This is a genomic window from Rhodococcus sp. NKCM2511 (assembly GCF_014905595.1).
Classification (GTDB): Bacteria; Actinomycetota; Actinomycetes; order Mycobacteriales; family Mycobacteriaceae; genus Rhodococcoides; species Rhodococcoides fascians.
The window spans coordinates 281,919-300,452 of the sequence record NZ_BNHJ02000002.1; the positions used below are offsets into that span (position 1 = coordinate 281,919).

Here is an 18,534-nt window from a genome sequence, read left to right on the forward strand (position 1 = left end):
CACCCTGCATCCGCGGCCGTCGTTTCCGGCCGCCGGATACCCCTGGATTCGACGCCGAAACTAGCGCGACTCCACAATGGCCTCCACTGCGTCGAGAAATGGGTGCTGCGCGGCCAGTAGCTTTGTCCTCGCCAGCGGCACCGAAAACCATTCGATGCGGTCTACCTCGGGAAACGATTGCATCTTTCCGGATTTCGGCGGCCACTCGATCTCGAATGTGTTGCTCATCGCAGTGGAGACATCGAGGTCGGACTCGATCCCGAACGCGGTGACGATCTTCCCGCCGCGCTGTGTGACGGTGCCGAGCTCGATGGGGTTGCCCGCAGGCACCTCGATGCCGACTTCCTCTCGGAATTCACGCTGAGCCGCCGCCCACGGGTCTTCGGCTTCGGTGAACTCCCCCTTCACTATCGACCACGCACCGTCGTCCTTCCGCGCCCAGAACGGGCCGCCGGGATGGGCGATCAGAACCTCCACCACGTCGGCGTTCACCCGAAACAGCAGAATGCCCGCGCTCTTGTTGACCATGTGATGAGCGTGCCATCAATTTGCACGCTCACCGTCATTCCCCATCACCATTCGAGCAGGCCCGCACGGTTCGCCCCTTGGGCATCGACACCGATTTTCGGTGAATTGCCGTCTTTTGACTCGGAGAGTGCCGCGAAAGCGGGTACCAGCTATTGTCTACCGATGCAAGAGCGCGCAGAATCGACCAGGCAGGCCGTACTCGTGGGAGCCGCATCGAGCTTCGACAAGTTCGGCTACGGCACAGCCAGTCTGAGCACCATCATCGCCAACGCCGGCGTCAGCAAGGGTGCGATGTACTTCCACTTCTCGTCGAAGGAAGATCTGGCGCAGGCCGTGATCGAGGCACAGATGGCTCTTGCCACCGCTGCCACCGTCACCATCATCGAAAGCACACCGAAGGCCATCGATGCCCTGATCCTGATCACCAAGGAGTTGGCGCGTCAGCTGCAGACCGACCCCATCGCACGTGGCGGCATGCGGTTGACGTTGGAATCGACGACGGCTCAGAATCCGAATGCGCAATCGTTCGACGACTGGATCGGAATGATCGCGAAGTTGACCGAGCGCGCCCGGACCGAAGGCGACATCGTCGACGACGTGGACACGGCCGCACTCGCCAGGATGATCGTCGCATCCTTCACGGGAGTTCAGACCGTCTCGGAGATGCTCACCGGACGCGCCGACCTCCAGCTTCGGATGACCGAGATGTGGCACCTGTTGCTACCGTCGATCGCCCCTCGCCGGCGACTGGCCCGGATACGAGCGGTAGCCGATGCACCGCTCATCGACTGGAACGATCGCTGAGCGGTAGCCACGGTTCGGGTGTCGCCGTGACGGACATCGCCGAGAGCACGACCCCGTCGTGCTCGAACTGAATGCGGTGAATGCCGTCGGTCGTGTCGCTGTCGACGATGACCGTGCACGGGTTGGCCCATTCGGCGAACCCCAAGAACCTGACCTCGAGGGACGTGAAGTCCAGTCCCACGCAACCGGTGGCCAAACGCAACGCCTGACGGGCGGCTTCGAGCATGGTGACGCCCGGTAGGTATTCCACCGAATGATCGAACATCGCCAGGTTCCGCGGATCCGGAGCCACCACGAGCGTCCCGTCCGAGGTATGACGAGCCAGTACGACATCTGAGGGGTCGAGACGGCCGACTCCGGCCGGTTCTACCACCTCGGTTCCGGCGGGAAGGTACCGAAAGTGTGGGTCGGCCATGGTCGGCTTGCGGACCTTGGAGTAGACGTCCGGTCCGATGGGACGCACGGACGCCGTTCCGGAGGCGACGACCTGACCGCGGTTGAGCAGTCGAGCCGACAGCTTCAGGTTGTCCAGCGACTCGTCCTCGAATGTGCGGTCGGTCGTGATCGACTCGGCGACAAGCGAATCGTCGATGTTGTCGACCGACAGCAGGTCGAGAATGTCGAACCGGAAGTGCTCGATGTAGACCACGTGGTCGAGCGGGACGTCGTGTTCGACGTGACAGAACAGGCTCACTGCCTGCCGCAGCGCCTCGGCGATCATCAACGAATCGTGGGTGCGACGTACCGGCACGAACATGCGATGCGACGTCGGCAGCTGTACCGCCGCACGATGCATACCGTCGACCGTCTCGTAGTCGGTCAACAGCACGTCCGCCGGAGAGCGCCGATGCACGAGCTGGCGTGGAACGGTCGATGCGTAACTCAAACTCACTTCAAAGCCCCTTAGAACCCGACCGATCCGTCTTTTTCCAGCACTTCCGAGCGTCCCGGATCGCACGAACAGTATGTCGCGAGACACCGACAAAACTGGCATCCGTCGACCTGATTCATTCGATCGATATACAGAAGATTCGGTCACGATCTGATAGCTGTCCGGGACTCTCGGTACCACATGTGCGGTACGTTCTCGCCGACCGACCCGGTCACGGGCGAGCGACCCCGGACAGCAAAAATCCCCGCCCGGACAAGCCTGACGGGGAATGCGCTCCCCCACCTGGACTCGAACCAGGAACCCTCCGTAGCTGTATCCACGAATTTTCGTTGACCGCAGATGTTCGCCTGTATCCACTTAGAGCTGGCGTTTTATGTGCTTCAAGTGGTTGCGGACGATCGCGTCTAATCGTCGGTTTTCGGGGCTGATTGGGGGTCAAAGTGTTGGGTGGATTTGCCGGGCTCACATGCAACTAGCGCTCGGTCCGCTCAGGGAACCTCTCCCTCAGGATCGACAGTTCCGCAGCGACCGCAAGTAGCGCCCGACTCTTCGACAACTCGATCTTCTGATCGACAGATAAGTCACCGAGGTCCAGGTCCGCAATCGCCTTCTGTGCATCACCGAAGTAGCTCATGGTCATTCCTTAGCGTCGCAGTGCGTTCCATTCAATGGTGGGCCTGTTCCACCGCCGGGTCGATCCGTAACGATTCCAGTGCGACCGGAGTTGCAAAGCCCCCTTCGCGTCGGTGACTCACCGAGGGGACTGATGGGGCACCTTAGCTCCGCCGCATCTCGGTACGAACGCCCGTGCGGATGGCGCATCTGCGAAGCGAGTCACGGGACGATCACTTGGCTCATAGAATCAAACTGACAGTGACACTGGCCGTTCGATCGCTTTGGACTCCTGGTGCACTGACCGATCAATACGTCCCGCTTCATGCGTAAGGACCGAGTCGTACATCTCAGCGAATGTGCTCTGCCGAGTGAGACCCAGCTCCTCCAGGGAGAACTTGCCAGTCGATGTCCCCAACCCAGAAGTTCCAAACGGAATCGAGATCAGCACATCTTGACCCCCGTACTGACTGAGCACCGCGCACCCATCGCCGAGCTGGTCCTCCACGAAACCGAGGGTGTCGTCAGCTAAAACGGCGATCAGTAGCCGCTCGGATGTGGGAAGTACCGGTTGCGCCGCTCGCTCCGACTCCGGAAATCCGGCCTGAGCAGCAGCATTCAGCCGACCAGCGACTTGCTGTCTACCCTCCGCTCGGTCCTCGTCCTCCAGATCACCGTCTACTGCGACGAGCCACCTGATCAGGTACTCGTTCCCATCTGGGTCCTCCACGCTGTGCTGCTCATGAAGGAACGTCTTCTCCCAAGATTCTCCTGGGGCAGCGAACCTAATGATCTCGTCGGTGTCACGCAGGAGTTCAGAGCTGCTCGAACGACCGCCAATCAGACCGGGGATTTGAGGGGACTCCAGAGTCCAGCCATAGTCCTCGCCACTCTCCGAGTAGACGATATGTAGGTCAGTCGACACCGAGCACCTCCTTAGCTTCATCCAGTGTAAGCCCAGCTTGTTTGACCAGTACATCCCTGACGGTGCGTGGGGACAGATTGACCTTGTTGTGAAACGCCCACCGGATCTGCGGTCGTCCATCGGCCCTCAGCCACGTGTGGCTACCGGGACCGCTATTAGTGACCGCCCGATATCCCAGCTCAGATTTCAAGATCTGAAGCAGCTTGGTCGCTCTCAGCGACTTGAACCCACCCGCGTTACCCATCTGGCCTCTCCGACTCGAATGCGTGAAGGCTCCGACACGCGAACTCACACCCTACTGTCGGGTCTCCCCGAGCCCGTGTCCAGCAAACTCCCTACAAGCCCATCTGAGCGGTGAGAACCGACGTAAGCACACCAGTCAATACAGCGCCCCCATTGTCCGTCAGGGCGTCTCTGATCTTCCTGGCACGGGACCGAGTGCCCTCATTCTGGGTGTCGTCCTCAGCTGTGGTCGCCAGTTGCTGCAGCAGCGCAGCAATTACTGATTCCCCCGACGGCCATCGACCCACAGTCCGGCGCGCATGGCCGGTCGGCATGGCGACCGATCTGTACCCAGCGTTGACTGTGTGGTTCCGTAAATCGTCGAAGAACGGCGGCTGCTCAGCGGACAGTGCATCTATGGCTGCGATGACAGTCCGCTTGCCGAAACCCGTTGCTTCCATGATGTCTTCACGTCGTGCCGAGCGCTTCTCCTCGCGAGGCGCGACAGCCGCCCGCAACACCGGAGGATCGCGATCGGCCCATGTGTCGGTCATGCGCCGATGATTCCTGCGCTGAGTGCCGACCCCGCAGCACCCACCAAAACGTCTCGCCCCGCTCCCAGGAATGCCCTCAGGCCCGCCTTTGCCCTCTCACGAGTCTCCGGTTCTACCGTCTCGTCGTCAGCCATTCTCTGCAGACGACTGATCAAAGCGTCCGCAAGAGTTTCCGCAGTTGGCCACGAGCCCACCAAGCGACGGGCCTCGTGGGTGACGCCGAAGACGTACTGAATGCGACCGCCCGCGTCTTGGTTGGAGGCGAGCCGAAGATAGGACGGCGAGCTAGACAAACCACGAAGGGCGACTTGCACAGTCTTCGGATCGAGACCGGTGCGCTGGACGATCTGATCGTCCGTCACCTCCATTGCACCGTCATCGAGCATCGACACCACAGCATCTAGAACTGGGAAATCACGAGTTGACCACGTTGGGTTCGCCATGCCCTCAGCGTATTAGCACCATGCGACAAGGTATGGCGACCCACAACGGACGATCTCATGATGTGGACAGTGTTCTTGTATTTGCGCAGGTGGGCTGTACCACTCAAACAATCTTCAAGTTCTCTTCTGAAATGTTGTCTGGTCTGGAGGGGCTCAAAGAGCCTGTTACTACGTCTTCAATTTCCGGGGGTATGTCTATAAAAGAGATATATAGGGACAAATAGTCCACACGAGTGAACGGTCTACCCGAGCAATCACGTCACTCGTTGATGATCTCCAAGTACTTGCTGACTACGCGGTGCATTGTCCTCTGGGTGGAAGGACTGACCGATGCCTGACTGTCGAGACCATGGTCCTTGAGGTACCTCAGGACTGAGTAGTGCAACACGGCCCTGTGCTCAGCAGGAGTAAGACTCTCCCGGATAGAACTCAGCCGACCTCGAAGCTGAGCAGGCAAATCATTCGGGTTCAGGACGACCTGCACGAGTCCCTCCCTCAGCGTCTCCCGCGTGAAGACCTCGACATCAGGCTCGATGTCCGCATGAAAGTCCTCGACAGGTTCTTCGTAAATCTCCGTCAGGGGCACTTCGGTATTCCTTCGTGTGAACTCGGCTCGAACGTAGTCTCGGACACGGTTCTTCAAGCAGGTTGTGATGTAGCCCGGACTCGCCCAGGTCCCATCGGCATCCCGGACGGTTTGGGGACGAGTGTCTCGTTCGAGCAGCAACGCCTCAAGTTCGATCTCCTGCCGCAGATCGCCAATATCCAGGTCCCAGAATTTCCATATCGCCCGGCGTGCAACGTCACCAATGACGTCCTGGTGCCGAGTTGCCCTCTCAGGCTGGACCGGCATGGCTTCGACCGTTTCTCGGTAGTGCTTGTCGTAGACCTGGCCGAAGTACCGGTCTTCACGACTGGCTCGTGGCCGAAGAGATTGGAGTGCAACTTCCTCGGCCCGTATCGACGCCATTCGCTTTCGCTCGGCCCACTCGGACCGATATAGAGCTTCGGCTTCGTCTGGGTCCTGGCCTCGACTAAGTGCAACAACGCGCAGGCGCTTCCTTGCGAACTCCCGGAAGCACTCCCTGGTATTGCTCGCTGGAGCTGTTGCCTCTAGAATCGACATTGTTCGCCCCCTGGGAAGTTCGTGCTTAGACACCGCGAACTTCACCCACGGATAGGCACTCGATCCCCTACGGATCGGAGGTTCTTTCGTTTACCCGGACTTTATTGGTACACGATTGGTACTGCTTTAGTACAAGGCCACCCTAAAAAGAATTAGCCCTTCCATCACGCTGGTTTTTCGTGCACTTCCGCTCAGAACAGATAACGGAGGTGTACTTGTATGACAAATGGCGAAACGGACGCTTTGCGACTGAGCCGTCCCGAGATCAAGGTGTTGATGGCCAAGCTCGAAGCCATCGAGTGGTTGTGGCCCAATCTGGAGACAACAACGACCCGTCAGTATTCCGTGGCACGACAGGACGGCGTGAGATCAACCGAGGTCGACCAACCCCTACCGATCCACCCCAAGGCCGCTGACATCGCTCACAGGCTCGCCAAGTCCCTCGATCAGGCAGCACTGGCAATCACCAGCCAACGCAAGATTCGATACTTGCCGGTTCCATTCAGTCACGCTCAGGACTTCGTAGGCCCATTGCAGCCGAACGGATCTCGAGTACCACGGGAATACTGAGAGACTGTCGAAGGCCGAGCAAGATGGCTCCACCGACACGTCGTGCAGCTCGCCCTGGTCGATCACGCACAGGCTTATCTCGCCGGCATCGTGAGCGCGGTCGAGCACGCCGGAGAGATCATCGACCTGCCCGAGGAGCCAGAGTTCGCAGGGCTGTGTCCGCAGTGCCAGAGTCGCCTGTACTGCTACTCGGTGGAGCGACTCGTCTGATGCAAGTGGTGCGGCTCGATCCTGGATGTGGTTCTCGCAAGGAGGCCGCAATGGCCGAAGCCAGGGCTGTCATCGGAACTCCGCAGGAATTGTCTCGACTGCTCCCCGCGCTCGGAGGAGATAAGGCGATCAGCTACGAACGTGTGCGATATCTGGCGAAGACGAACGTGTCACTCCGAGGCCGTCAATGGACGGAATCGACCGCTTCAATCTCGGTGAAGTGCTCGACGCTCACCGACTTCTTACCGAGGCTCCGCGCAATACTGGAAGGAAGTCACGCGTTGCGTGAAACATCCATGACACAAACCGATTACCAGATGGTTCTGATAAGCTTTTCCATAGGCGTGAGTGGTGATTTCGAGTGACTCGAACTTCCGAATAGGTCGACGCCGACGAAGCACTTATGGCAGCAATTCAGCGGCATTTCGATGTGAGCGGCTTAGGCGCTGCCAAGGTCCTGGTCGATTTCGTCGTGATTACCAAGTCCCGAGGCTTTCGTGAGGACGGCACCGACTATCTGAGTGTCCAGATCGCCACCAAGGACTGTCAGCAGGACTTCGTGAGCCTGCTCGGCCTCGCTGATTACGCTGGGAGTGTCTGGCACACCGCACTGTTACGGGCCGAATGATGTCCTGGCAGAACGGAACATCAAGGACCAGCTCCCCGAGACATAGAGCCTGGCGACTCGCAGTACTCGAACGCGACGGCTGGACATGCCAAATCAAAGGCCCGAAATGCTTGGGCCGAGCGACGATCGCCGACCACATCGAGAACGTGGCCGAGCGTCCCGACCTCGAGTTCGATCCGGAGAACGGCCAGGCCGCTTGTCAGAAACTGCTCGGACAGCAAGACCGCCGAAGAGGCACGCAGAGGCCAAGAGCGTTACCGCAACCGGGGCAAGTACCAACCGGCCACCCACACGCACCCCGGATTGAAATAGTCACCCTCACGGAAAGACCTGCCGCTCATGAGAATGCGCACCACGTAACTGCCCACCGTCTTCCGCAGCATCGGCACCGCCGAGGAGACTGCCACCCCGTTCGTCATCGTCCTGGACCGCTTTGCCCTGGGCGAAGAATGGGACGATGACACGGCGAACAGCCTGAAGTGCCCACAGGAGCCAAGGGCGTCGTCGCCTTCACCGAGCACGATGTGGAGCAGTACAACGACGTGACTGAAAGTGATTTCGCCAGCGCAATCCGCGCACACTACGCCGTCGATCTCGATGCGGTGAACTTCAATGACTGACATACCAAGGTGGAGCCAGCAGCCACGTCAGCAGCACATGGAGACCGCTCAGATGGCGGCGATGAGCCGCCCACGCCGTCCCGTCGTCCAGACCGCGCTCCAGCTCGATGTCAGCCCGCACGAGACCGACAAGGCCCTCCTGAGCGACATCCTTGCTGCAATGGACGGATGGCCCGATACCACGAAGGTCAGGTTCGACCTCTCCAAGGGGATGGATCAGTGTGAGTCCAATGTCATGCGCATCAAGGCCGTTCGCCCGCGATGAACGTCTCGCTCTCCGTGTTCGGTCACGAACTGATCGGCTTCGACGTCAGCCGTGACACCGAGACGCGTCAGCACGAACCCAAGGAGCTGCTCAGTGGTGCTTTCGGTTTCGTGCGGGACGTCCCGATCCAGACCGTGACCGACCCGGTGAAGCGTTGGGAGCGGGGCACTCCGCTGACATCACCGGGCTACTACGAGGATAAGAGACGATGACCAATTCCCCGACTTCGGGCCACGGCACGTTCGGTCCGCCGAGGGCGGACAGGCAGACTGACTACGCGCTGGCCATCTGACGGCGAGATGACTTGCCGCTAGGCCTTTGTGACTGTCCCGCGACCGTCGACGTCGTACCAGTCGTTGCCCTTTCGGAATCGAAGATGTGCGGAACGGCCCAGCTTCAGCTCAGGGTGATTTGTATCCAGCAATCTCTTGGCGCTCGCAGCGTTGGCCGCCTCGAACTCCTCGACTAGGATCGACCCTGCGGCGTCGACGACCCGGTAACCGGTCATGATTACTCAGCAGCCTTGACGACACCGGAAGAAGACAATTTGATTGTCCTTCCTTCCTCGAGCACAGCCTCGGTTGAGTCGTCCTTCGTCGCAGTGGTCCATTCACCCGCCGCGTACACCGCCGTCACTTCGTTCGACCCACGCGACGGCCTGAGGATCAGCTCTCCCGCCGCGCCAACGCTGGCGTGCCCTGCGTCCTCCACGATGTCAAAGAGCTGAGGGAAGTTGTGGGCCGGTTTCTTGATCCTCACGATGAAAGTCATGAGGAGATGGTGACACAAAGCACCGACACACTGGTCTGGTTTGCTGGAGCTCAGCTAGCACCACCCTAGAGCGACCATGCGCGACAGCGAAGGTCAGTTACAAAACCACTCCTAGCATCGGACCTACACACTGTTGCCACTGCCCGTGCCCGCAACGAAGCTATGGGTCTCTCAGACATACCCCATCGTGGACAGCATGTGCAGCGCGCACACCTGAGGCAATGGCCATGACAATCTGCGTTGCCGAGCAAGTGCACCATGCCGCTCTGCGAGCGCGCTCCTACACCGTCACCACATCATTTGACATCTGGAGTTACGATCCGCTTCTCCGCATCCTTGAACTCACCGCCAATGATGCGGTCAGCCATCGTGCGGCAGTCCTCTTCGTTCTCGTACCCCTGACCGCCGTCAGTTGCGACGATGTTGCCGTTCACGACTAACCGCCAGGCCCACTTGTCATCTGATCGCTGGTAGAGAACTCGCTTAGAACTCATGGGACCGTTCCTCAATGTGACGACCATTGAGAGTCTCACGGACGCGACCCCAATTACCGCAGACACGCCGAGGCCTATTCGATCAGACAATCTTTCGTAGTCCAGCGGCCTAAGACATCGCGAGTCGCACGGTTCGAGTCCGGTTCCCAATGGGAGCGAACGGCCCCGTCCGCGATGACGCCAGTTCGAATCTGGCCGAGAGAATCTCGAACAGTCCTGACGGATTACATCGGCCACGCCGCCAGGTTCGTCTCGTTAATCTTGGTGACTATCAACACCCACGCCCTGACCGCTGCAGCGAACAGCAACGCGTAGAAGATGGCCCCCGGAACGCATGCATACAAGCAGCTTCCCTGGCTGATCGGCCACCAGACACTGACGGACGTGAAGCCCACGACGATGACTGCAAGCAATCCATAAGACATGACTGTTGCGAGTAGAAGCGATCGTCGCTCGCCCTTCAGGACCATCACGTCGGACACCTTCCTACCTGCAGGCGCACCAACCCACGGCTTGGATGCGATCCCCGCAGCATCACGAAGCTTGACTTCAATTACCTCTATAGATGCGTTGTGCGCGAAAACCAGCGCATTGATGATGATGTGGAACCCGACTGCTGACCACACCGGCAAGGGGAGCAGCAGAGTAAGCAAAGGCATATCGACCAAAGTTTCCGGCTTCGTCGCAATCACCGCGCCGATTCCGACCGAGTATGCGATCAGCATGCTGGTGAGAACTAAGGACTGAGCCAACGAGTTCTGGTTGTCTGCCCGTTCAGCAGCGTAAAGGGCTGCTAGTGCTTGAACTGATTCGTTCCCTGACGAGCTAGTACCCATTACGCCTCCTGGTTCTGAACATCAACAGTCAGATGTTGCCAGGCAGAGCGATTCGACGAAGTCATACGTTCGACCGACTCCAGGCCTGGGCACCGCCCCCTCCCCTAGCCACACCAGCTCCTGCGGTCGGCATAGTGGCTCGCGTCCTGTACCGGTCTGGGACTTCAATCCAACTAATGACTCAACAGGTCTGTCGTCCAGGTCAGAACCAGAATCACCACAGCCATGGCACCGAAGGCCAGCAAGCCCCAGATCCAGGTCGTGTATGCAACCCGATTTTGGAGCCATTTTAAGAACCACGGTCCCTGGTACTGAGGTACTGACGATCGCTGCGCCGTAAAACCATGGGCTCGCTCAAAGGCGTCAATCCACAACGCATCCGCAAGCTCGAAACCGCGGTGACGAACGATTAGTTGCACGCTCATTACGGACGCTATTAGGGCAAGCGCACCAGCAATCGTTCGAGCTGTCGAAGTCGACTCGGGTGACAGAGCGATTGTGAACAGAAACGACTGCCCGGTCAGGCTCAAGACTGGGACCTGCCAAACCAATGCATCGTGGTGCACGCGACGCGACGAAACGACCTCATAAGCCATGCGTTCCTCATCCGTCGCCATTCCTGAGTAATACACCAACGGAGAGTGCTCCGCTGGCTAGACAACGGCTATGTCAGGTGGTGGTTGGATATGTCAGGCATAGGCACACCCCCAAAAGGCCCCGATCAGCTCGCTCGACGCAACAAAACTCCGTGGTTCACCGAGGTAGAGGCTGAGGCTGCATTACAGCCGACACTAGAATCGATCTTCGGCAAGACCAACCCGATGACCGAGAAGGCCTGGCACAAGGGTGTCATCGACTGGATGGAGGAAAACCTCTCCCGTCCGGGTGCACCGCTGTACGAGCCGTGGACGCTATATTGGGAACACGTGGACTTCCTCCTTCGGTTTTACAGGATTGACCCGCTGACGGGACGTCGGCGGTACCACCGAGCTCTGCTGAGCCGAGTCCGTGACTGGTCGAAGTCTCCTGTTCGTCGCCGGGGTCTGTGCAGCTGAGTCGATGGCCGATGTGGTCTTTGACGGATACGACTCCTCTGGGCAACCGGTGGGCCGCCCGTGGAACACGTTGCGCTCACCGTTCAACATCCAGATGTCAGCAGTGTCAAAGGCTCAGGTCGACAACTCCTGGGACCCGCTGCTGGAGATGCTCCGACTAGGACCAGCGATCGGGAACCATCCCGGTCTCGATCCGATGGAGTCGTTCGTCCAAGTCCCCGGAGGCCGGATCATTCCGGTCACCGCATCACCTCGGTGAATCAAGGGCGCACCGAACGTAGTGCTGGCAACCCTGGACCAGTCCGAGGAATGGCTCCGCAGCAACGGTGGTAAGAAGTTCGCAAACACCATGCGTGCCAATGCAGCCAAGACCGGTGGCGTCACGATCGAAACACCGAATGCGTTCATCCCCGGTGAGGAGTGGGTTGCCGAGGAGCCGGCAGCATTCGCAGCAGCCATTCTTGAAGGATGCGCCAAAGACGACGGTCTGCTGCACGACCACCGCGAGGCTCCGTCGGACACCGAGATGATGGAACGCGAGTCTCTCGTCATCGGATTGCGACATGCCTACGGCGATGCCTCCAGTCACCCGGACGGATGCGTCATTTACGAACCGCCCCGTTCTCCTGGACACGTCGATCTTGAGCGAATTGTCTCCACAATCTGGCACCCAAGCCAAGATGTGCAGCAATCCCGCTCGGACTTCCTCGGACAGATCACGCACGCCAGTGACTTCGGGGTTTCACAGCCCGAGATGACGAGCTGCATGGACCTCGACAAGTTGATCGATGAGGGCGACGTGATCGTGCTCGGTTTCGACGGGTCACGTGGCCGAGTTCGAGGAAAGGCCGACGCCACCGCGCTGATCGGGTGTCGAGTCGAAGACGGGCACCTCTTCGAGATCAAGGTCTGGGAGCAGCCCTCCGGTCCTCTCGGTGAGAACTGACAACCGAAACCACTTGACGTGGATGAAGCGGTCCGCAAGGCGCACGAAACCTACAAGGCCGTCGGGTTCTACGCCGACCCGAGCGGATGGACCGAGCACGTCGCCCGCTGGGAAGCGAAGTACGGCAGGCGATACAAGGTCAAGGCGACTCAAGCGAACCCGATCTCGGCATGGCCGAGGGGCAAGACCACCAACGTCGGTGAGTACATCGAACGAATGCGGTCCGCCATCGCCAACAACGAGATAACTCACGACGGATCGTCGGCATTGGTGCGCCATTTCTTCAATGCCAGAAAGCGATCCACCAGAACTGGCTACCTGATCTTCAAGGCCTACTTCGAGAGTACCGACAAGATCGACGGCGCATACGCCGGAGTCATGGCATGGAAAGCCCGACTCGATGCCGTGGCCGTTGGTGTCGGCAAGAAACGTGAAAAGCGAACCCCGAGAGTGGGTGTACTCGTTTGACTATCGAGGTCCCCGGTCTCGACCATTCCGATCGGAACACGGTCGACAAGCTGTTCAACCAGCTCGACAAGAAGATGCTGCGCAACAAGCTTCGTGCTCTGTACTACGACAGCAAGTACCTGTTCAAGGACCTGGGCATCGCCACTCCCCCTCAGCTCTGCAACTTCGAGGCAGTTCTCGGTTGGCCTGCCAAGGCCGTGGACACACTGGCGCGCCGATGCAACCTGGACGACTTCGTTCTTCCCGATGCATCGGCAGCCGACTTCGGTATCGATCTGCTCTGGGAAGACAACAGCCTCGACATCGAGAGCCACCAGGCACACACCAGCGCGTTGATCCACTCGGTCGTGTTCATTGCCACCACCACCCTCGGTGATGTTCAGGCCGGTGAGCCCGAAGTGCTCATCACCGCACGTGACGCCATGACGGGCACCGGACTGTGGGACACACGCCGCCGAGCACTCAGGGCTGCTCTCTCTCTGTAGTCGATTCGGACGAGATCGGACAGCCCACAAGCTTCATGGTCTACACGACCGAAAAGGTCATCACTGCAGCCAAGGGCAGCAACGGAGTCTGGTCGGCGGATGTCCGTTCCCACACTCTCAAGCGAGTGCCGGTCGAACCCCTGGTGTATCAGCCCCGTCTGGGTCGGCCCTTCGGCAGCTCACGCATCTCCCGAGCCGTCATGAGCCTCACCGACTCTGCACTGCCCACCATCGTGCGCTCGGAGATCGGGGCCGAGTTCTTCACGGGCCCGCGGCGGTACTCACTGAACATTCCGCAGGAAGCATTCGGAACCGGTGGGGCCACGATCCTGTTCTGGAAGCAGCTCGCACAGTTCCCCACCACAAAGACACTTCAGCCCGCCCAATGGTCCTCTCTTGGCCCGCGCAGTAGCGATCGATGACGCTGCACTTCGAGGCAAGGCATCCTCTTCCGAGGCTCGACTGCGGTTGGCCAAGTTCGGGATTGCCCCGGACGATCTGCTCCGGGCGCGGGTGAAGATTACGCCTCCTGCCACGTCGCCACGGACCAGCTCCGACCCTGCCGACTTGATACGCAGGCTCAGTGCCGCCGAGCGTCGCGCTCCGATGGCCGTCGTGGAGACACACACCGCCTAAGTCCATGGCAACCGCGCTTTCCCGGCGACTTCCCCACTCTTGGTGAGGGTCTTTCACGAACTCAGGAGAGTTCGACAACTACGCCATGCGAGACATGGTTGAACTGGAGGCAGCATGAACGTGAATGTGGATGGCTATCCGCTCGATCTCAGGGTGGTGAGAGGCTCACTCATCGTGGTGCAGAACGATGCACTGCGAGGAACCCTGAGTCTCGCTGAGCCGCCCGCTGACCCGGTTCCCACGATCCTCCAGGCGATTGATGAACGAGTACCTTTTGCTGGAGCAGTTCGTTGCCATCCTAGAACACAACCGAGACAATCAGCGCGACAACGACATCTGGCTGCTTCACAAAGACGGCTCAACTTCGATCGTGCCCGATCAGAACATCGCAGCGTTCCAGGACCCGCAGACTTGGCCGAAGTACATCTGCCGTTCGGAAGCAGTCAACAGCCATGTCTCCGCTGACGGCCTCTATGCAGCACTCGACCATGTGAACTGGGCTATCGGACTTACGATGTCGATGGCAAACAGTCGCGTTGCACGGGCCGCGTCAGCATTCGCACGGGTCCTGACGAGACAGACTGGCGCAACGACATGACCGAGCCACTCGGCAAAGTCGACCAGGAGACCCGCAAGCTGTGGCTCACCAGAGTCCAGGACTTTCAGCAAGTCATCAAGCCGCCTGTAGGTCAGACCTTTCCGGCTGGTACGACCGCACGAATCGACTTCTACACCGACCCGGACCAAGGAACTGTGCTCATGTCCTGGGCCGCGACAGTCACCACTGCCGAAGCCAGATGGCGTCAGGAGTCCGAGGTCGCGGACACCATCGCTGATCGGACCCCCTACTACCTGTACGTCAGCTTCCCCGATTCACCGAGAACCGACTACTGCCGGTTCTACGGCAACGTCCAACGCCGCCAACCTCACCGCTAGGAGAACACCAGGGCAATCGCCGTCACCACCACCAAGAACTCCCTCGCCGCTGCCTACGCCGCCCTGGGTGCATTCGTGTCACTTCACACCTCATCCCCGGCGGCAACGGGTGCCTACGAGGCCACGGGCGGCTCCCCCCGCCTACGCCCGCAAGCAGACCACGTGGGGCGCAGCCTCCGGTTCGACCGTCTCGGGCTCGGAAGTCACTCGATGAGCGCCGTCATTTCGACGTTCCCGCCGGGACGTAGACCCACTGGGGCCTGTGGACGGCAGCGACCGGCGGCACCTTCATCGACGGCGGCGCACTGTCGGCTTCGGTGACGCTCTCCGATCAGGGTCAGGTCAAGTCACCGATCAGGGTCAGGTCAAGGCACCGATCAGCTACACCCAGTCCTGATAGCACTTCGGCGGTAGAGGAGGCGCGATGGACAAATGGGTGATGGACCTCCCGACATCACCGGTACTGGAGATGACGATGCCGGTTGGCCCGATCCTTGTGATCGAGTTGCCGGCTGTTTCCGTGTCGGTCTTACCGGAGGGGTTTATCCCACCGTTTATCCCCGAGACCACAGCGGAGGCAACAGGTTTCGGTACCGCAACGGTCTCCCCGGTGCTCATCGTCGTCGCACGGTCTAAAGGTGCTGGCGTCACCAGGGTTCGTGGGGCTGGCCGGGTGACAGCAAGGGCCACCGGCTCGGGCACCGACTTCGTCACAGGGCTCGTGCTCCTCGGTCGCACTGCAGCAGCATCAGGTTCCGGCACTTCGACTGCGAAGCCGACACTGTTGGTGAGGGTCTGGGCCAATGGATCGGGCACCGCCCTCGTGGCGGCACAAGCAGTCGCTCCGGCACTGGCATCGGGCTCCGGTACTACGTCGATCAAACCTGCTGAAGTCGGTCGCATGGTTGCGTCCGGAGTCGGCAGTACCGCTGTCGCTGCGTATGTTGTCGGGCAAGCCATCCCGACTGCCGTCCAGGGATCAGGTACCCAGGAGAAGTCCAGGTGTGCGACGAAAGACTGCACTGGGCCTGTCACTGGGCGTGGACTATGCTCCTCGCACTACGCAAAGGACTGGAAGGCTCGACGCAACCTGGCCAGCTAGTCCCTCGCCGCAGCGTGTTCCTGAGCTCATACGACAAGCTCACGGGTGAACCGTTCGAGCTGATACACCTTGCCTGTGTCTTCCTGGAGCATCACGTCGAATAGCCTGAACGATTCGTCGAGCGGCAACCCCGCATGGAGTCCATACAGCGCCAGGGTGACCCTTAGCTCATGGGTCACGACAGCTTGCCCTCCCAGCCACATGAATCACGCAGGCAGAGGCCGATCACGCCCTGGTCCTCCATGGTTCTGTCCGAATAGACCACGACCAGCGTCTGCGCATCGACGGGATACCTACACTTCGGACACTTGTGACCGTCGACCGGTGTGGACTGGGTTTCAATTGCTACGCGCTCGCTCATGCGCATGAAGCTATCGGAAGCATCCGACAGTGGTTGCACGGCGAGATGGCTAAGGATGTTCGGCTTCGCTCCCACGCTCACCGTGACAACATCGAGGGATGTCCACCCCGGAGTCGAGAGACGACAACCATCGAACAGCCAGTCCGGCTGAGCTGGAGAAGCTTCGACTGGTCAACACCGAGTTCAAAGACCGACTCGACCGCCAAGCTCTGGCCGTCTCAACCATCGATACCAAGGGGACGACGGTTCTCGGTTTCTCCATAGCGTTGGGGGCTTTCATCGTCACTCAGAGCGATCTCAGCTATTGGAGGCTTTTCCCTCTGCTCATCACCGCAGCATCGTGCGCACTCGCCTACTCTTCGTTGCGGGTCAGAAAGTACAAAGACGCACCAGATCCGTCACAGGCGCTGACGACTCTGATGCAGGACAAAGAGACGACCGAAGAGGACTGCCTCAACGTCCTGATACACGGACGGTCCATTGTCTTCGTCACAAACTCCGACGCGATTCACTGCAAGGCTTTACGTTGGAAGCAGAGTGCGTGGACATTGACTGTGGCGGGCCTCGTCACAGCCGTGATTGTGCTGATAGGAAACGTGTGAGATATGTCAGAACAGGGTGCGACTCAGAGCAATGACGAAACTCCAGAGCCCGGCAAGAAGCAGCCTCCCCCGACCAAGGAGGAGCAGATGCAAAAGATAGTTGTTGGAACCGAGGAAAAAAGCTTGAAGCCGAAGGGTGTTCAACACTTCACAAAGAGTGAAGAGCACAACGACTCGGAAGCCTGAGCCGACAATATCGATCGTGGGCCCAGTTCGCATTCCGTGCGTAGCGAGACTTGAGTCCCCATCGATAGACGCGCATCGCTCGCCCGTGCTGGCGTTAGCCCTCTTGACTCGAATCGCCTCCCGCCTGCGTGGGTGACGTCGTTCCAGACGAAGCACGATAGCGAGAGGCCAGCTCGATCGAGAGGAGTCGGGAATGACCACACCAACGGGTTCAGGTGAGTACAAATTCCACGCTGACCGAGTTCGGGCCATGCAGTTCACTCCTGAGTCATTCAGCGACGTCATCGACTGGCTGAGGGAAAATGGCAGAGCGCTTGGCAGTTACAGCAATGCTTCTCGCCCATACAGGCTCGACCTTCCGAAGCCCTACAGGCTCGAGAACTCAAGGGAGTACATCCACTTTAAGGCGATGGCCGATCGCGCACGTCGACAATCCTTGGCCTCGCACGAAGGTGAGCGAGAGATCGGACGGAAGGCACTGAAGGACATTGAGGCCATTCTCTCCAATCTGGTTCAGAGCATCAAGAACTCGGGATGGCCGGTCGACTATCCACTCATGGACGACTCCGATGCCTAGAGAGGCTCAAGCCGGGTGAATGGGGTGTCATCACCACCACCAAACGCGACAAGTCCCACGTGGCCAAGGCGCGTATCCGTGATCGTGACGGCAAGCTCCAACTGGTCGAAGCCACCGGGGCCTCGGCGGACGAAGCACGGAGAAGGCTCCAGGCCAGGCTGATCGAACGGGTCACGCCCGAGGGTGAGAAGGACGGACAGCTTACCAAGCGGACCACGGTGTCCGAGTTGGCCGAGTACTGGTTGGCAGAGAAGCAGACATCCACGTCCGTCGGGGACTCCCTTCTGGCGTTGTACCGTTCCACGTGACGGAGCGTGTGCAAGGACGCCGTGGGAGACCTGCGCATCACCGAGTTGACAGCGGGAGCCGTGGATGCCTTCTCGCGCTCTGTCGCTGTCCGTGCGCCGAGCCGTGCGCGTCTGGCACGAATCGTGCTCAGCGGGATGTTCAGCACGGCAACCCGCCTCGAGCTGATCGACCACAACCTGGTGCGAGAGACTAAGGTGCCCAAGCCTGAGCCGGGTCCGTCCTGTCACTCTTGAGGAGCTGACAGACATACGCGCCGCCGTGGATTTGTACTGCCGACACGAAACCGTGGATGCCGAGGGAGTGGTCCGCAGGAAGTACGGACCCAAGCCGGGGGCTGACCTCCAGGATCAGATGGACTTGTTGATGGCTAC

The 18,534-nt window shown here is 59.7% G+C and carries 30 protein-coding genes; 17 read left to right on the plus strand and 13 right to left on the minus strand.

Features of this window, described 5'->3' with window-relative positions; translation table 11 throughout:
- Positions 1–60: 60 nt before the first annotated feature.
- Entirely contained in the window at positions 61–528 is a 468-nt protein-coding gene (locus JLZ96_RS17930; RefSeq protein ID WP_094644300.1) for an NUDIX domain-containing protein, read from the minus strand.
- 162 nt (positions 529–690) lie between these two features.
- On the opposite strand from JLZ96_RS17930, the gene JLZ96_RS17935 reads away from it, so the two are divergent.
- Positions 691–1,332, plus strand: coding sequence for a ScbR family autoregulator-binding transcription factor (locus tag JLZ96_RS17935; RefSeq protein ID WP_027497477.1), 642 nt, complete (start codon positions 691–693; stop codon positions 1,330–1,332).
- Here JLZ96_RS17935 and JLZ96_RS17940 read toward each other — a convergent pair.
- The 6 genes from JLZ96_RS17940 to JLZ96_RS17970 form a co-directional block, all read right to left on the minus strand.
- The gene (locus JLZ96_RS17940) at positions 1,310–2,224 is read right to left on the minus strand and encodes an AfsA-related hotdog domain-containing protein (protein ID WP_048318625.1); all 915 of its coding nucleotides are present in this window, start codon (positions 2,222–2,224) and stop codon (positions 1,310–1,312) included. The two genes, JLZ96_RS17935 and JLZ96_RS17940, sit on opposite strands and share 23 nt — an antisense overlap.
- Positions 2,225–2,696: 472 nt before the next feature.
- Complete coding sequence (locus JLZ96_RS17945) at positions 2,697–2,858, minus strand: hypothetical protein (RefSeq protein WP_201010877.1); 162 nt, start codon at positions 2,856–2,858, stop codon at positions 2,697–2,699.
- 228 nt (positions 2,859–3,086) lie between these two features.
- The gene (locus tag JLZ96_RS17950; protein WP_201010878.1) at positions 3,087–3,761 is read right to left on the minus strand and encodes a hypothetical protein; all 675 of its coding nucleotides are present in this window, start codon (positions 3,759–3,761) and stop codon (positions 3,087–3,089) included.
- A gap of 335 nt (positions 3,762–4,096) precedes the next feature.
- Positions 4,097–4,537 (minus strand): hypothetical protein, encoded by a 441-nt coding sequence (locus JLZ96_RS17960; protein ID WP_201010880.1) that lies wholly within the window; start codon positions 4,535–4,537, stop codon positions 4,097–4,099.
- Entirely contained in the window at positions 4,534–4,980 is a 447-nt protein-coding gene (locus JLZ96_RS17965; RefSeq protein WP_201010881.1) for a hypothetical protein, read from the minus strand. Before JLZ96_RS17965 ends, JLZ96_RS17960 begins: the two co-directional genes overlap by 4 nt.
- 259 nt (positions 4,981–5,239) lie before the next feature.
- Complete coding sequence (locus tag JLZ96_RS17970; RefSeq protein WP_201010882.1) at positions 5,240–6,106, minus strand: hypothetical protein; 867 nt, start codon at positions 6,104–6,106, stop codon at positions 5,240–5,242.
- A gap of 219 nt (positions 6,107–6,325) precedes the next feature.
- Here JLZ96_RS17970 and JLZ96_RS17975 point away from each other — a divergent pair, with 219 nt between their 5' ends.
- From JLZ96_RS17975 to JLZ96_RS17990, 4 genes are read left to right on the plus strand one after another with little or no spacing between them, the layout of a single operon-like run.
- Positions 6,326–6,676, plus strand: coding sequence for a hypothetical protein (locus JLZ96_RS17975; RefSeq protein ID WP_201010883.1), 351 nt, complete (start codon positions 6,326–6,328; stop codon positions 6,674–6,676).
- A gap of 42 nt (positions 6,677–6,718) precedes the next feature.
- Positions 6,719–6,886 carry a hypothetical protein gene (locus JLZ96_RS17980; protein ID WP_201010884.1) on the plus strand — a complete coding sequence of 56 codons (168 nt, stop codon included), beginning with the start codon at positions 6,719–6,721 and terminating at the stop codon, positions 6,884–6,886.
- A gap of 50 nt (positions 6,887–6,936) precedes the next feature.
- Positions 6,937–7,251, plus strand: a complete 315-nt coding sequence (locus JLZ96_RS17985) for a hypothetical protein (RefSeq protein WP_201010885.1) — start codon at positions 6,937–6,939, stop codon at positions 7,249–7,251.
- A 38-nt stretch (positions 7,252–7,289) separates the two neighbouring features.
- Positions 7,290–7,514 carry a hypothetical protein gene (locus JLZ96_RS17990; RefSeq protein ID WP_201010886.1) on the plus strand — a complete coding sequence of 75 codons (225 nt, stop codon included), beginning with the start codon at positions 7,290–7,292 and terminating at the stop codon, positions 7,512–7,514.
- Positions 7,515–7,768: 254 nt separating this feature from the next.
- On the opposite strand, the gene JLZ96_RS17995 is transcribed toward JLZ96_RS17990, so the two are convergent.
- Positions 7,769–7,933 carry a hypothetical protein gene (locus tag JLZ96_RS17995; RefSeq protein WP_201010887.1) on the minus strand — a complete coding sequence of 55 codons (165 nt, stop codon included), beginning with the start codon at positions 7,931–7,933 and terminating at the stop codon, positions 7,769–7,771.
- Between the two features lie 60 nt (positions 7,934–7,993).
- Here JLZ96_RS17995 and JLZ96_RS18000 point away from each other — a divergent pair, with 60 nt between their 5' ends.
- The 3 genes from JLZ96_RS18000 to JLZ96_RS18010 are packed head-to-tail and all read left to right on the plus strand — an operon-like array spanning position 7,994 to position 8,611.
- Positions 7,994–8,134: a hypothetical protein gene (locus JLZ96_RS18000; RefSeq protein WP_201010888.1), complete on the plus strand. Its 141-nt coding sequence runs from the start codon at positions 7,994–7,996 to the stop codon at positions 8,132–8,134.
- Complete coding sequence (locus tag JLZ96_RS18005) at positions 8,127–8,399, plus strand: hypothetical protein (RefSeq protein WP_201010889.1); 273 nt, start codon at positions 8,127–8,129, stop codon at positions 8,397–8,399. The genes JLZ96_RS18000 and JLZ96_RS18005 overlap by 8 nt, the downstream gene beginning before the upstream one ends.
- Positions 8,396–8,611: a hypothetical protein gene (locus JLZ96_RS18010; protein WP_201010890.1), complete on the plus strand. Its 216-nt coding sequence runs from the start codon at positions 8,396–8,398 to the stop codon at positions 8,609–8,611. The genes JLZ96_RS18005 and JLZ96_RS18010 overlap by 4 nt, the downstream gene beginning before the upstream one ends.
- A 298-nt stretch (positions 8,612–8,909) precedes the next feature.
- On the opposite strand, the gene JLZ96_RS18015 is transcribed toward JLZ96_RS18010, so the two are convergent.
- The 4 genes from JLZ96_RS18015 to JLZ96_RS18030 all read right to left on the minus strand — a co-directional run bounded on the left by JLZ96_RS18015 (position 8,910) and on the right by JLZ96_RS18030 (position 11,117).
- Entirely contained in the window at positions 8,910–9,170 is a 261-nt protein-coding gene (locus JLZ96_RS18015) for a hypothetical protein (protein WP_201010891.1), read from the minus strand.
- A gap of 296 nt (positions 9,171–9,466) precedes the next feature.
- Positions 9,467–9,664, minus strand: a complete 198-nt coding sequence (locus JLZ96_RS18020) for a DUF1508 domain-containing protein (RefSeq protein ID WP_201010892.1) — start codon at positions 9,662–9,664, stop codon at positions 9,467–9,469.
- 224 nt (positions 9,665–9,888) lie between these two features.
- Entirely contained in the window at positions 9,889–10,500 is a 612-nt protein-coding gene (locus tag JLZ96_RS18025) for a hypothetical protein (RefSeq protein ID WP_201010893.1), read from the minus strand.
- 173 nt (positions 10,501–10,673) lie between these two features.
- Positions 10,674–11,117, minus strand: a complete 444-nt coding sequence (locus tag JLZ96_RS18030) for a hypothetical protein (RefSeq protein ID WP_201010894.1) — start codon at positions 11,115–11,117, stop codon at positions 10,674–10,676.
- 718 nt (positions 11,118–11,835) lie between these two features.
- Between JLZ96_RS18030 and JLZ96_RS18035 the strand changes: the two genes are divergently transcribed.
- The 6 genes from JLZ96_RS18035 (at position 11,836) to JLZ96_RS18060 (ending at position 15,026) form a co-directional block, all read left to right on the plus strand.
- The gene (locus JLZ96_RS18035) at positions 11,836–12,501 is read left to right on the plus strand and encodes a hypothetical protein (RefSeq protein WP_201010895.1); all 666 of its coding nucleotides are present in this window, start codon (positions 11,836–11,838) and stop codon (positions 12,499–12,501) included.
- Positions 12,502–12,519: 18 nt separating this feature from the next.
- A complete protein-coding gene (locus tag JLZ96_RS18040) occupies positions 12,520–12,969 on the plus strand; it encodes a hypothetical protein (protein WP_201010896.1) in 450 nt (149 codons plus the stop codon).
- On the plus strand, positions 12,966–13,454 hold the full coding sequence (locus tag JLZ96_RS18045; RefSeq protein WP_201010897.1) for a hypothetical protein: 489 nt from the start codon (positions 12,966–12,968) through the stop codon (positions 13,452–13,454). Before JLZ96_RS18040 ends, JLZ96_RS18045 begins: the two co-directional genes overlap by 4 nt.
- Before the next feature lie 35 nt (positions 13,455–13,489).
- A complete protein-coding gene (locus JLZ96_RS18050; RefSeq protein WP_201010898.1) occupies positions 13,490–13,876 on the plus strand; it encodes a hypothetical protein in 387 nt (128 codons plus the stop codon).
- Positions 13,877–14,349: 473 nt separating this feature from the next.
- A complete protein-coding gene (locus JLZ96_RS18055; RefSeq protein ID WP_201010899.1) occupies positions 14,350–14,688 on the plus strand; it encodes a hypothetical protein in 339 nt (112 codons plus the stop codon).
- Positions 14,685–15,026, plus strand: coding sequence for a hypothetical protein (locus JLZ96_RS18060; RefSeq protein ID WP_201010900.1), 342 nt, complete (start codon positions 14,685–14,687; stop codon positions 15,024–15,026). Before JLZ96_RS18055 ends, JLZ96_RS18060 begins: the two co-directional genes overlap by 4 nt.
- A 1,277-nt stretch (positions 15,027–16,303) precedes the next feature.
- Here JLZ96_RS18060 and JLZ96_RS18065 read toward each other — a convergent pair.
- Positions 16,304–16,570, minus strand: a complete 267-nt coding sequence (locus tag JLZ96_RS18065; protein WP_201010901.1) for a hypothetical protein — start codon at positions 16,568–16,570, stop codon at positions 16,304–16,306.
- 17 nt (positions 16,571–16,587) lie between these two features.
- Between JLZ96_RS18065 and JLZ96_RS18070 the strand changes: the two genes are divergently transcribed.
- The 3 genes from JLZ96_RS18070 to JLZ96_RS18080 all read left to right on the plus strand — a co-directional run bounded on the left by JLZ96_RS18070 (position 16,588) and on the right by JLZ96_RS18080 (position 18,162).
- Positions 16,588–17,091: a hypothetical protein gene (locus tag JLZ96_RS18070; protein WP_201010902.1), complete on the plus strand. Its 504-nt coding sequence runs from the start codon at positions 16,588–16,590 to the stop codon at positions 17,089–17,091.
- Positions 17,092–17,470: 379 nt separating this feature from the next.
- Entirely contained in the window at positions 17,471–17,854 is a 384-nt protein-coding gene (locus JLZ96_RS18075) for a hypothetical protein (RefSeq protein WP_201010903.1), read from the plus strand.
- Positions 17,855–17,913: 59 nt separating this feature from the next.
- Positions 17,914–18,162, plus strand: coding sequence for a hypothetical protein (locus JLZ96_RS18080; protein WP_201010904.1), 249 nt, complete (start codon positions 17,914–17,916; stop codon positions 18,160–18,162).
- Positions 18,163–18,534: the final 372 nt, after the last annotated feature.